Source organism: Curtobacterium sp. MCSS17_016, assembly GCF_003234255.2.
Taxonomy (GTDB): domain Bacteria; phylum Actinomycetota; class Actinomycetes; order Actinomycetales; family Microbacteriaceae; genus Curtobacterium; species Curtobacterium flaccumfaciens.
This window is the reverse complement of the sequence record NZ_CP126254.1, coordinates 3,489,885-3,502,976: the sequence shown is the minus strand read 5'-3', so window position 1 is coordinate 3,502,976 and position 13,092 is coordinate 3,489,885. Positions and strand designations below refer to the sequence as shown.

Here is a 13,092-nt window from a genome sequence, read left to right as displayed (position 1 = left end):
ACGGACGCGGCGCTGAAACATCACGTGCGCACCCGGAAGTGGTCGGGGGTTACCCCCACCCGCCGCGCCGGGCCTGCCGAGGAGTACTCAGGAGTGCCCAGGTCGCCCCGGTAAGCAGGTTCGGTGCACCAGACGCAGCAGCCACCGGTCGGAGTCCCCTGGCACCAGGCCACCTTCCCCGCCTCGTTCTCGCGGTTCTGGCGGGGGTACGTCGTGTTCCGCGGTCGTGCCGCTCGTGCCGAGTTCTGGTGGTGGGCGCTGTGGTGGGCGATCATCTCCGCGGCGATCAACATCGTGTACGGCATCGGACTCTTCATGACGCCGCCACCGATGCCGAGCCCGGACGAGACGCGCGTCCTCGACCAGGCGATGCAGTCCTTCAACCCGTTCCCGGTCTGGTGGTTCCTGCTCACGTCGATGCCGGTCTTCGCCCAGATCGCACTGGGGGTCTTCGTGGTCGTCGGACTCGCGGCGCTGCTGCCCTGGATCGCCATCGCGGTGCGGCGGCTCCACGACACGAACCGCTCCGGGTGGTGGGTCCTGCTGTACCTCGTGCCCGCCGGCAACATCGCGCTCGCCGTGTTCCTCGCACTGCCCTCGGAGCCACCCGCGGCACCGCAGCAGTCCGGGCCACCCGTCGGTGATCGGCCCGCGCACCCGGTCGTGACGCCGCAGTAGCGTCGGGGCATGCAGCAGGAGATCCTCCGGTACACCGCCTTCGCCGCCGAGCCGGGCGGTGGCAACTCCGCCGGGCTCGTGCTCGACGCGGCCGGGCTGTCCGACGCCCAGATGCTCGCGATCGCCCGGCAGGTCGGGTACCCCGAGACCGCCTTCGTCGTGGGTGCGACGTCGACCGGGCCGCGGGTCCGCTACTTCTCGCCGAGCGCCGAGGTGCCGTTCTGCGGGCACGCCACCGTCGCACTGGCCGTCGCGCTGGCCGAGCGCGAGGGACCGGGCCGCCGGGTGTTCACGACCCTGGCCGGCGAGGTCGCCCTCGATGCCACCGTCGGCGCTGACGGCGCGGTGCAGGTCGCGATGACGAGCGTCGAGCCGTGGACACGGGACATCGACCCCGCTCTGCTGGTGCGGCTGTTCGACCTGCTCGGGCTCTCGGCCGCGGACATCGCTCCGGGGTTCCCGGTGCTGGAGTCCTTCGCCGGCAACTGGCACCCGGTGCTCGTGCTGCACGACGGCGAGCTGTTCCACCAGTTCCGGTTCGCGCCGGGGCCCCTCGCCGAGCTCAAGCGCGAGGCCGGCTGGGCGGGGACGGTCACGGTACTGCACCGCACCGGCGACCGGGAGTACGAGGCGCGCAACCTGTTCCCCGCCGGGCGCATCACCGAGGACCCGGCGACGGGATCGGCAGCGGCGTCGACCGGGGCGTACCTGCGGCAGATCGGTGCAGTGCAGCCGGGCGACCGCATCACGATCCGGCAGGGGCGACACGTCGGGCGTCCGAGTCTGCTGCTCGTGGGCGTGCCCGAGGCCGGCGGGATCACGGTGACGGGGAGCGCGACCCCGATCTCCTGACGGACGTTCCTTCCCAGAACGCACGCGATGGGAAGCGGAATCGGGCGTACCTGGTCGAAACTTCCGACCCGGTACGCCCGATTCGACCCGGTACGCCCGATTCCGCCCGGTACGCCCGATTCGACCCGGTAGGCCCGAATCGGCCCGAGAAACTCCTTGACACGGTTAAGTCAATACGGTGGACTAATCCTGCGCGCGGGCGATGGTGCCCGCGGACATCACCCGTGCAAAGGAGCACCGATGAAACGCACCCGCATCATCGCCGGACTCGCAGCTGTGGCCGTGGCCGCAGTCGGTCTGGCTGGCTGCTCGAGCTCGGGGTCCGCCTCGAGTGACACGATCAAGATCGCGTACCAGAAGTTCGGCGCCTTCCAGCAGCTCGACGCCCAGATGAAGGTCGTCAAGAAGCAGTACGAGAAGGACAACCCCGGCAAGAAGGTCACCCTCGTGCCCATCCAGGCGCAGGGCAACGACTACTACACGAAGCTCGCGCTCATGAACAAGGCGCCGGCCACCGCCCCGGACGTGATGTACGAGGACACGTTCCTCGTCAAGGCCGATGCCGAGGCGGGCTACCTGCTGCCACTCGACAAGTACACGGACAAGTGGGACGAGTGGGACCAGTTCTTCGACAACGCCAAGCAGGCCGGGCAGGGTGACGACGGCAAGATCTACGGTGTCCCGATGGGCACCGACACCCGAGCCCTCTGGTACAACAAGGACATCTTCAAGAAGGCCGGGCTCGACGTCCCGTGGAAGCCGAAGACGTGGGACGACGTGCTCGCGGCGGCGAAGACCATCAAGGACAAGCAGCCCGACGTCATCCCGTTCAACATCTACTCGGGCAAGGCGCAGGGCGAGGCCTCGACCATGCAGGGCTTCGAGATGCTCCTGTACGGCGCCGACGGCTCCGGCAACACCCTGTACAAGGACAAGAAGTGGGTCACCGGCTCGAAGCAGTTCGAGGACTCGCTCAAGTTCGTGAAGGACGTCTACCAGGGCGGCCTCGGCCCGACACCGCAGCAGGCGCTCGACACGAACGTCGGCACGACCATCGCCCAGACGTGGCTGCCGAAGGGCAAGCTCGCGATCGACCTGGACGGTTCGTGGCAGTCCGGCACGTGGCTGAAGTCCGGCACCGCGCCGTGGCCCGAGTGGAACGACGTGATGGGCCAGGCACCCATGCCGACCCAGAACGGGCAGGCTCCCGGCTACAACTCGATGTCCGGCGGCTGGACCCTGGCGGTCGGCGCGAAGTCGAAGAACCCGCAGGCGGCGTTCGACTTCATCACGAGCTTCCTCGACAAGGACGGTTCGCTGAAGTACGACACCGAGAACAGCCAGATCGCCGTCCGGAAGGACGTCGCGGACGACCCGGCCTACACGGCGGCGAACCCGACGTTCAAGTTCTTCTCGGGGCTGGTGGAGAACACCAACTTCCGCCCGGCGACGAGTGACTACTCGCAGGTGTCCAACGCGATCCAGGTCGCGATGGAAGCGGTCATGACCGGTCAGCAGTCGCCGAAGGACGCGGCTGCCGCCTACGACAAGGCCGTCACGCAGGTGGTCGGCAAGGAGAACACCGTCTCCGCTGGTTGACGGACGTCACCCACTGACGGACTGGAGGCGCGGGGCGGTCCCGCACCGCGCCTCCCGTCCGCTCTTCCCCACCTTCGGAACCCCTCCGCACCCGGAAGGCACCCATCGTGTCCAGCACCCCCCTCGCGCCGACGCTGTCGGCGCCCGGTGCGCCGAAGCGCACCGATCCACCCGTGCCGCGCAAGCGGCGACCACTGCGGAACGTCGGACGAGCGGTTCCGCTCATCCCCGCCCTGGTCCTCCTCGTCATCTTCCTGCTCGGCCCCGTCATCTCGTCGTTCTACGGGTCCTTCACCAACTCGGCCCTGACCGGCGCCAGCGCGGCCGACCAGCAGTTCGTCGGGTTCCAGAACTACGTCGAGCTGTTCCAGGACCCGGACTTCCCGAAGTCCGTCATCCTGACCGTCGTCTTCCTGCTGGCCTCGGCCGTGGTGGGACAGAACGTGCTCGGCCTCGGCCTGGCCCTGCTGATGCGCTCGGCGAACAAGGCCGTCCGGGCGATCGTCGGCACCTTCGTGGTGGCCGCGTGGGTCCTGCCCGAGATCGTGGCGTCGTTCGCGGCGTACGCGTTCTTCAACGACGACGGGACGCTCAACACGTTCCTCGCGTCGATCGGGATCACCGGCGCGAACTGGCTCTACACGTACCCGATGCTCGCCGTGATCCTGGCGAACATCTGGCGCGGCACCGCGTTCTCGATGCTCGTCTACTCGGCCGCCGTGCAGGAGGTCCCCGAGGAGATCACCGAGTCCGCCGAGGTCGACGGAGCCACCGGCTGGCAGCGGCTCGTCTACATCACGCTCCCGGTGATCCGCCGGAGCATCTCGACGAACCTCATGCTCACGACGCTGCAGACCCTGTCGGTCTTCACGCTGATCTTCGTGATGACCGGCGGCGGTCCGGGCACGAACTCGTCGACCCTGCCGATCCTGGCGTACCAGGAGGCGTTCAAGTTCTCGCAGCTCGGCTTCGGGACGGCTATCGCGACCATCCTGCTCGTGGTGGGGGCGGTCTTCTCGATCATCTACATCCGAGCCCTCAAGCCGGAGGTGGACTGATGGCCATGACAGCCCCGTCCCTCGACCAGACCACGACCCGCTCGGTGACCGCACCGGGGTCGATGCACATGACGTCCCCGCGCGGCCGCACCATGCGGTGGGTGTCGAACGTCGTGCTGCTCGTCATCGCGGTGTGCTTCGCGGTGCCGCTGCTCTGGCTCGTGCTCGCCTCGTTCGACACCCAGGCCTCGCTGTCGGTGAAGCTGCCCTCGCAGTTCACGCTCGACAACTTCGCGAAGGTGCTCACCCCCGAGCTGTCGTTCATCCCGCTCGCGAACAGCCTGCTGCTCTCCGGCGGCACCGCGGTCGTCACCGTGGTGTTCGCCCTGCTCGCCGCGTACCCGCTGTCCCGGTACAAGATGCGGGTCAACAAGCCGTTCCTGTACAGCATCCTGTTCGGCACCGGCCTGCCGATCACCGCGATGATGGTGCCCGTCTACGCGCTGTTCGTGTCGCTCAACCTGATCGACAACGTGTGGGGCTGCATCTTCTTCCTCGCCGCCACGTCGCTGCCGATGGCGATCTGGATGGCGAAGAACTTCATGGACTCGGTGCCGATCTCGCTGGAAGAGGCGGCGTGGACCGACGGCGCCTCGATGCTCACCACCCTGACCCGCATCGTGATCCCGCTCATGCGTCCGGGCATCGCGGTCGTGTTCATCTTCGTGTTCATCCAGGCGTGGGGGAACTTCTTCGTCCCCTTCGTCCTGCTGCTCTCGCCCGAGAAGGTGCCCGCCGCGGTGAGCATCTTCAACTTCTTCGGGCAGAACGGGGCGGTGGCGTACGGCCAGCTCGCCGCGTTCTCGATCGTCTACTCCGTGCCCGTCATCGCCCTCTACGTGATCGTGTCCCGAGGCCTCGGCGGCGGCAACGCCCTCGCCGGCGGCATCAAGGGCTGATCCGCCGGTCCACCCCGGCACACTCTCGAAAGGAAGCACATGCACCAGGACGAACCGCTCGTCGAGGCCCGGATCGCCCGCCTCGTGCGCGACCGTGTCGACCCCGCCGTCCTCCGTCGCTCGGCGCCGGTGACGATCGAGGCGTGGGAGGTGCCGGGCGAACCGGTGCCGTTCGACGCCGCCGTGGGCGAGACGTACACACCGTTCACGGTGGGGTCGCACTGGGGCGGACGCCCGTGGGGCACGACGTGGTTCCGGGTGACCGGGACCGTGCCGGTTGACTTCGGCACGGCGCCGGGGACCACCGCCGAGCTCCACGTCGACCTGGGGTTCACCAAGCGGCAGCCCGGGTTCCAGGCCGAGGGACTCGCGTTCCGTGCCGACGGCTCCACCATCAAGGCGATCGAGCCGCGGAACGACACCGTGCCGCTCGAGGTCGGCCCGGGGGAGTCCTTCGAGCTCTGGATCGAGGCCGGGGCGAACCCGGACATCGGCGGCGACTCGTTCCAGGGTGCGACGCCGCTCGGTTCGCGCTCCACCGCCGGCGACGACCCGATCTACCGCCTGAAGGCTCTCGAGGTCGTCGAGCGCGACGACACGGTGTGGGAGCTGCAGCAGGACCTCTGGGTGCTGCGCGGGCTGATGGCCGAGCTCCCCACCGACGGCACCCGGGGCGCCGACATCCTGCGGGCACTCGAACGGGCCGCCGACGCCCTCGACCCGGACGACGTCGCCGGCACGGCTGCGGACGCCCGGCAGGTCCTGGTGCCCGTGCTCGCCGTCCCCGCCAGCCCCGCCGCCCACCGCGCGATCGCCGTCGGGCACGCCCACATCGACTCCGCCTGGCTGTGGCCCGTGCGCGAGACGAAGCGCAAGTGCGCCCGGACGTTCTCGAACGTGCTCGACCTGATGGACCGCGACCCCGACTTCACCTTCGCCTGCTCGTCCGCGCAGCAGTACGCGTGGATCCGCGACGAGTACCCGTCCATCTGGACCCGCATCAAGCAGCGCGTCGCCGAGGGCCGGTGGATCCCCGTCGGCGGCATGTGGGTCGAGTCGGACACCAACCTGCCCGGCGGTGAGGCCCTGGCCCGCCAGTTCGTCGCCGGCAAGCGCTTCTTCCTCGAGGAGTTCGGCATCGACACCCCCGAGGCCTGGCTCCCCGACTCGTTCGGCTACTCGGGCGCCCTGCCGCAGATCGTCCGCGCCGCCGGGTCGAAGTGGTTCGTCACCCAGAAGCCGTCGTGGAACGAGACGAACGTCATCCCGCACACCTCGTTCCACTGGGAGGGCATCGACGGCTCGCGCGTCCTGACGCACCTGCCCCCGGCCGACACCTACAACTCCGACGTCTCGCCCGCCGACCTGCGCCGCGGTGAACGGAACAACAAGGAACGCGGCACCGCGAACACCTCGATGCTCCTGTACGGCTTCGGCGACGGCGGCGGCGGCCCCACCCGCGAGATGGTCGGCGCCGCACACCGCCAGCACGACCTCGACGGGTCGCCCCACGTCACGCTCGGCACCCCGGCGCAGGTGTTCGAGCAGCTCGAAGCCGAGCTGCCGACGCCCGGGGTCTGGTCGGGGGAGATGTACCTCGAGTTCCACCGCGGCACCTACACGTCGCAGATCCGCACGAAGCAGGGCAACCGCCGCTCCGAGCACCTGCTCCGCGAAGCCGAGCTCTGGGCGGCGACGGCGGCCGTCCGGCTCGGCAGCGAGTACCCGTACGCCGAACTCGAGGACGCCTGGCACACCGTCCTGCTGCAGCAGTTCCACGACATCCTGCCCGGGTCCTCGATCGCGTGGGTGTACGAGAACGCCGAGGAGCAGTACGCCCGGGTCGCCGAGGTGCTCGAGGGGCTGATCGGGAGCGCGACGACGGCGCTCGCCGGCGCTGCCGACGACGCCGCGTCGGTCGTGCGCTTCAACGCCTCGCCGGTCGCGGCAGGTGACGTGACCGCCCTGGCAGGTTCGGTCGTCCACGCACCGCGACCCGTGCCTCCCGTCCGGAGCGGCGACCGCTTCGTCTTCGACACCGGCGTCGTCACGGCGACCATCGACGCCGCCGGGCACGTCGTCTCGTTCGTCGACCACGCGACCGGGCGCGACGCGATCGCTCCCGGCGCTGCTGCGGCCGAGTACACGGTGTTCCGGGACACCCCCAACCAGTGGGAGGCGTGGGACATCGACCGCGCGTACCAGCGCAACGGCACGGTGCTGTCGGCCTCGTCCGTCTCGGTCGACGGTGACGCACTCGTCGTGGAACGGTCCTTCGGATCGTCGTCGCTCACCACGCGCTACTCCGCCGTGCAGGGCGAACCGGAGCTGACCGTGCAGACCGAGGTCGACTGGCACGAGCACCAGAAGCTGCTGAAGCTCGCGTTCCCGATCGACGTGCTCGCGTCGTCGGCCTCGAGCGAGATCCAGTTCGGGCACATCGACCGGCCGACGCACCAGAACACCTCGTGGGACCACGCACGCTTCGAGACCTCGGCACACCGCTGGGTGCACGTCGCGGAGCCCGGGTTCGGCGTCGCCGTGGCGAACGACTCGACCTACGGCCACGACATCACGCGCGAGACCCGGCCGGACGGCGGGATCACCACGCTCGTGCGGGAGTCGCTGCTGCGCGGACCGACGTTCCCGGACCCGAACGCCGACCAGGGGCACCACGTGTTCCGGACGGTGCTGCGGATCGGGGCCTCGGTGCTCGACGCCGCCGACTCCGGGTACCGGCTGAACCTGCCGGTGCGGAGCGTGCCCGGGTCGGCCGAGGTCGCGCCGCTCGTCACGGTGTCGTCACCGCAGGTGTTCGTCGAGGCCGTCAAGCTCGCCGAGGACCGCTCCGGAGACGTCGTCGTGCGACTGTACGAAGGACTCGGGGGCCGGGCTGCTGACGTCGGGGTCACCTTCGGGTTCGACGCTGCGTCGGTGGCGCAGGTCGACCTGCTCGAACGGCCGCTGGAGCGCTCGTGGTCGGCCGGGGAGCCCGTCGTGCTGACCCTGCGGCCGTTCGAGATCGTGACGCTGCGCGTGCGTCGGGCCTGAGGCAGCGGGCCCGGCGTTCGGTCGGGGAGAGACCGCGGCGCCGGACGGGACACGGGTGCGTTCCGTCCGGCGCCGTGTTGCGTGTGGGTGGATGCGGGTGGGGGCGTGGGCCGGGGGCGTGGGCGGGCCGGGGGTGACCGGGTGGAATCGGGCGTAGCTGGTCGAATCGGGCGTACCTGGTCGGAACTTCTGGCCAGGTAGGCCCGATTCCGCTTGGCATCGCGCGCGTTCTGGGAAGGAACGTCTCCCCTCCACAACCGTCCAGGCCTGGAGGCCCGTCCACAGTTCCCGCGTCCGGCCCGTTCCCGCGTGGCTGAGCGGGCATCGTCACGTGCATGAACGAGTCGCTGCCCATCCTCCGAGCCTCCGCCATGCACGAGGCCGGCCTCGACGCCACCACCCTGCGCCGCCGAACCCGTACGCAGGGGGTCGGCCGCCTGGTCCGGGTCGGGCCGAACGCCTTCGTCGACGGTGCCGCGTGGGACGCCGCCGGGCCTCGTCAGCGGTACGTCACCCGGGTCTTCGCGCGGCTCGGCCGTCTCGGCACACGGGCGACGGCCTCGCACCTGTCCGCGGCGGCCCTGCACGGCCTCCCGGCGCTCGGCGGGTGGGACGTCCCGGTGCACGCGACCGTGCCCGAGTCGATGTACCGGGGCCGGAGCGCCGAGCTGGTCCTGCACACGAGACCCGTCGGCCGGGGCGAACGGGTCACGGTCGGTGCGATCGCGGTCACCTCCGTCCCCCGGACCGTCGTCGACGTGGCGATGACCGGCGACCTGCGGGCGGGCGTCGTCATCGCGGACGCCGCGCTGCGACGTGGGTTCGACGACGCCGACCTCCGACGAGCGGTTCCTCCGAAGGCCCGCGCCCGAGCCCTGGCGCAGCAGGTGCTCGACCTGGCCGATGCTCGGTCCGGGTCACCGGCCGAGTCGCTCGCTCGGGTCGTGTTCCGGGAGCTCGGACTTCCGGACCCGGTGCTGCAGCAGGAGTTCGTCGTCGACGGACGTCGGCCCGCAGTCGACTTCTGGTTCCCGGACCACGGGGTCATCGTCGAGATCGACGGACGGGCCAAGTACTCGCAGGAGCGCTACCTGGGCGGCCGGAGTCCGACCGAGGTGTTCCTCGACGAGAAGCGGCGGCACGGTCGGTTGCTCACCGTGCCGGGTGTGCGGACGATCATCCGGCTCGAGTGGCGAGACCTGTTCGACCTCGATGCGCTGGCACTGCGACTCCGGGCGGCGGGGCTCCCGTGTGTCGTCCGACCGGTCCGGAGCGCTCGGCTCCGTACGGGGTGACCGTCCGACTCCGGACGGGCTGACCGTCCGGCGCCGCGCGGGGCGACCGTCCGGCGCCGAGCGGAGTGACCGTCCGGCGCCGCAGGGGGTGACCGTTCGGCACCGGTGAACCGGCACAGCACGCGCTGGCTAGCGTGGCGGCATGGCAGTGCAGGAGATCTGGCTCGTCCGTCACGGCGAATCGGTCGCGAACGTCGCAGCGGCTCGGGCCGAAGCCGCTGGCGATGACGTGATCGACGTCGAGTTCCGGGACGCCGACGTCCCGCTCAGCCGGCTCGGCACCGATCAGTCCCGGGCCCTCGGGCAGGAGCTCGCCGACCGCGGGATCGACGACGTCCCCGTCGCGCTGTGGGTGTCGCCGTACCTCCGTGCGCAGCAGACCATCGCGATCGCGCTCGAGGCAGCCGGTATCGCCGAACCCGAGAAGCGGGTGGACGAGCGCCTCCGCGACCGCGAGCTCGGCGTCCTCGACCTGCTGACCCTGCAGGGCGTCCGCAACCGGTACCCGGACGAGGAACGCCGCCGGCAGTGGCTCGGCAAGTACTACCACCGGCCGGCGGGCGGGGAGTCGTGGGCGGACGTGATGCTCCGACTCCGGTCGCTCCTGGGCGACCTCGAGCGGGTCGACGGTGTCGAGCGCCTGGTGATCGCCGCGCACGACGCCGTGGTGATGCTCGCCGTCGCGGTCTGCCTCGACCTCGACGAGCCGGCACTCATGGAGTTCGCCCGGACCCACGCGGTCGCGAACGCCTCCCTCACCCGACTCCGGCGCGGCGATGCCGGATCGCCGTGGGTGCTCGAGGAGTTCTCCTCCGTCGGACACCTGGACGACGACGAGGTCACCCAGCACACCGGCCGGAAGGACGACGAACATGTCCACTGAACCCGTCACCCCGAACTTCCTGCGGGACTGGCCACTGCCCGAACCCGGTGCCGGCAAGTACGGCCGCGGGCAGGTGCTCATCGTCGGCGGCGCCGCTCGGACCCCCGGTGCGGCGATGCTCTCCGCGCTCGCCGCACTCCGCGTCGGCGCAGGTCGCCTCACCCTGGCGGTCGGCCGGAGCGTCGCGAACGAGGTCGCGGTCGCGGTGCCCGAGTCCGGGGTCGAACCCCTCGACGAGGACCAGGACGGACACATCGCCGTCGGTGCGATCGAGGGCATCGCCGACAGCGCCTCGAGCGCCGACGCCGTGTTGGTCGGGCCGGGCCTCGACGAGCCGGACGGTTCCCGTGACCTGGTGGCCGGACTCGCCGACGTCGTCGGTCCGCAGACCACCGTCGTGCTCGACGCCTTCGCCCTCGGGGTGGCCGCCGACGTGCGGGACCGCCTGGAACCGCTGCGTGGACGGCTCGTGATGACGCCGAACTCCGGCGAGGCCGAACGCCTGCTCGGGCGGGAGTGCAGCGACGACGACGTGGCCGACGCCGTGGCGATCGCGAACCGCTTCGGAGCGGTCGTGGCCCTCGGCGATGCCATCGCCACACCGCAGGGTCGGGCGTGGCTCAAGGGCACCGGCTCCGGCGGTCTCGGCACGAGCGGCAGTGGCGACGTGCTGTCCGGCGCGGTCACCGGCCTGCTCGCCCGCGGCGCCGATCCGGCACAGGCCGTGGCGTGGGCGTCCTACGTGCACGCTGCCGCAGGTGACCGGCTCGCGGTGCAGGTCGGTCCGCTCGGCTACCTGGCGAGCGAGCTCGTGACAGAGATCCCGCGGGTCCTGGTCGAGCTCGGGGCCTGAGCGCGCCCGTTCTTTCCCAGAACGCCCGCGATACCTGGCGCTTTCGGGCATACCTGCCGAGAACTTCCGACCAGGTACGCCCGAATCGACCAGGTACGCCCGGAACGACCAGACCGCCCGACCCCGCCCGACCCCGCCCGACCCCGCCCGCCGCACCCCTACCCCCGCAGCGACTCCACGGCCTTCTCGATCCGCCGGGCCCGGGTCTCCGGGGCCTTCGCCTGCGCGACCGGGTCGGCGAGTGCGCGCTGCCGTGAGTTCGACAGGGTGTCGAACGCCGCACGCACGCCGGCCTCCTGCAGCGCGGCGGCCAGGTCCTCCGGCAGGTCGACGGTCCGGGGCAGGGTGTCGACCTCGAGCGAGACCTCGACGGTGTCCCCGGCGGCGATCCCGGCGGCCTCACGGTGTGCGGCCGACAGCGGCACCAGGAACTGCTCGTCCATGACCCCGACGGTGGAGCGGTAGGTGTAGCCCCGGTCGATCGTGACGACCACCGCGGGGCGCTTGCCGGATCCGAGCGCCTCGATGACGGACTCCGGGACGGGGAGTCCGGTCGCCGTCTTCCGTGCTTGCAGGACCGTCGTCGTGAACCGCATCCGTGCCTCCAGGCCTGGTGTGGGCGCGACCCTGCGCCCAGAACGAGCAAAGCGTACAGCCGCACCCGCTGTTCCGCCGTCGTTCACCACCGGAGCACGGGCCGGAAACCGGCCGCGTCCACGATCGACCAGAACCCGGACACCCGGTCTGGCGCAGCACCTCCCCCCACCCGAAAGGCCCACCCGTGCAGCACAAGCGCACCCTGGCCGGCATCGCCCTGGCCGCCGCCGCAGTCGTCACCCTCGCCGGATGCTCCTCGACGAGCTCCGCCAGCACGAGCAAGGGCGACGCCGACTGGAAGACCACCACCAGCGCCGAGTCCGCCGGCGGCATGGACGCCCTGGTCAAGGCCGCCAAGGCCGAGGGCCAGCTCAACGTCATCACGCTCCCGCCGACGTGGGCCAACTACGGCAAGATCATCGACGGCTTCACCAAGAAGTACGGCATCAAGATCAACTCCGCGAACCCGAACGGCTCGAGCGCCGACGAGGTCGCCGCGGTCAAGTCGCAGAAGGGCCAGAGCACCGCCCCCGACGTGCTCGACCTCGGCAACGCCGTCCTGCAGGAGAACCTCGACCTGTTCGCCGACTACAAGGTCGCGAACTGGGACGACATCCCCACGAACCTGAAGGACGAGGACGGCGCCTGGACGCGCGACTACACCGGCCTGATGTCGATCGGGTACGACTCGTCGAAGATCTCCGACGCCCCGAAGGACATGACGGACCTGCTCGGCTCCGAGTACAAGGGCAAGGTCTCGATCGGCGGCGACCCGACGCAGGCGAACCAGGCCGCGTCCGCGGTGTACCTGGCGGCGCTGGAGAACGGCGGCTCGGCCGACGACATCACCAAGGGCGTCGACTTCTTCGGCAAGCTCAAGCAGGCCGGCAACTTCCAGAACGTGCTGCCGACGCAGGCCACCGTCGCCTCGGGTGAGACCCCGGTCGTCGTCCAGTGGTCGTACAACAACCTGGCCTGGGGCCCGACAGCGGGCGCGAGTGGCAACAAGGACTGGAAGACCGTCGTCCCGAAGGGGCAGGCGCTCGGCTCGTACTACTCGCAGGCCATCAACAAGGACGCCCCGCACCCCGCGGCCGCCCGCCTGTGGGAGGAGTACATCGCCAGCCCCGAGGTCCAGAACCTGTACCTGCAGGCCGGCGCCTTCCCGTCCACCCTCGCCGCGCTGACGAAGTCGGGCAAGGTCGACCAGGACGCCCTCGACGCCGCCGGTGGCGCACCGAAGGACTACGTCGAGCTGACCGACGCGCAGGTCGCCGACGCCGCCAAGGTGCTCAAGGCCAAGTGGTCCTCGACGATGGGGTCCTGA

At 70.5% G+C, this 13,092-nt stretch carries 11 protein-coding genes; 10 read left to right on the top strand and 1 reads right to left on the bottom strand.

Annotated features, from left to right (window positions below; all coding sequences use genetic code 11):
• Window positions 1-123 precede the first annotated feature (123 nt).
• From DEJ19_RS16450 to DEJ19_RS16410, 9 genes are all read left to right on the top strand, one after another.
• Complete coding sequence (locus DEJ19_RS16450; protein ID WP_110863157.1) at window positions 124-678, top strand: DUF805 domain-containing protein; 555 nt, start codon at window positions 124-126, stop codon at window positions 676-678.
• A gap of 9 nt (window positions 679-687) precedes the next feature.
• Complete coding sequence (locus tag DEJ19_RS16445; RefSeq protein WP_111232679.1) at window positions 688-1,530, top strand: PhzF family phenazine biosynthesis protein; 843 nt, start codon at window positions 688-690, stop codon at window positions 1,528-1,530.
• Window positions 1,531-1,770: 240 nt separating this feature from the next.
• Window positions 1,771-3,129, top strand: a complete 1,359-nt coding sequence (locus DEJ19_RS16440) for an extracellular solute-binding protein (protein WP_110863155.1) — start codon at window positions 1,771-1,773, stop codon at window positions 3,127-3,129.
• 107 nt (window positions 3,130-3,236) lie between these two features.
• Window positions 3,237-4,187 (top strand): carbohydrate ABC transporter permease, encoded by a 951-nt coding sequence (locus DEJ19_RS16435; protein WP_111232680.1) that lies wholly within the window; start codon window positions 3,237-3,239, stop codon window positions 4,185-4,187.
• 5 nt (window positions 4,188-4,192) lie between these two features.
• A complete protein-coding gene (locus tag DEJ19_RS16430) occupies window positions 4,193-5,086 on the top strand; it encodes a carbohydrate ABC transporter permease (RefSeq protein ID WP_371830315.1) in 894 nt (297 codons plus the stop codon).
• A 39-nt stretch (window positions 5,087-5,125) separates the two neighbouring features.
• Window positions 5,126-8,137 (top strand): alpha-mannosidase, encoded by a 3,012-nt coding sequence (locus tag DEJ19_RS16425; protein WP_111232681.1) that lies wholly within the window; start codon window positions 5,126-5,128, stop codon window positions 8,135-8,137.
• A 335-nt stretch (window positions 8,138-8,472) separates the two neighbouring features.
• Window positions 8,473-9,432, top strand: a complete 960-nt coding sequence (locus DEJ19_RS16420) for a hypothetical protein (RefSeq protein ID WP_111234359.1) — start codon at window positions 8,473-8,475, stop codon at window positions 9,430-9,432.
• Between the two features lie 142 nt (window positions 9,433-9,574).
• Window positions 9,575-10,315: a histidine phosphatase family protein gene (locus DEJ19_RS16415; RefSeq protein ID WP_111234358.1), complete on the top strand. Its 741-nt coding sequence runs from the start codon at window positions 9,575-9,577 to the stop codon at window positions 10,313-10,315.
• The gene (locus tag DEJ19_RS16410; RefSeq protein WP_111029028.1) at window positions 10,305-11,168 is read left to right on the top strand and encodes an NAD(P)H-hydrate dehydratase; all 864 of its coding nucleotides are present in this window, start codon (window positions 10,305-10,307) and stop codon (window positions 11,166-11,168) included. The genes DEJ19_RS16415 and DEJ19_RS16410 overlap by 11 nt, the downstream gene beginning before the upstream one ends.
• A gap of 158 nt (window positions 11,169-11,326) precedes the next feature.
• Here DEJ19_RS16410 and DEJ19_RS16405 read toward each other — a convergent pair whose 3' ends face one another.
• Entirely contained in the window at window positions 11,327-11,764 is a 438-nt protein-coding gene (locus DEJ19_RS16405; protein WP_111233691.1) for a YdeI/OmpD-associated family protein, read from the bottom strand.
• A gap of 185 nt (window positions 11,765-11,949) precedes the next feature.
• Between DEJ19_RS16405 and DEJ19_RS16400 the strand changes: the two genes are divergently transcribed.
• A complete protein-coding gene (locus tag DEJ19_RS16400; RefSeq protein ID WP_111233692.1) occupies window positions 11,950-13,092 on the top strand; it encodes an ABC transporter substrate-binding protein in 1,143 nt (380 codons plus the stop codon).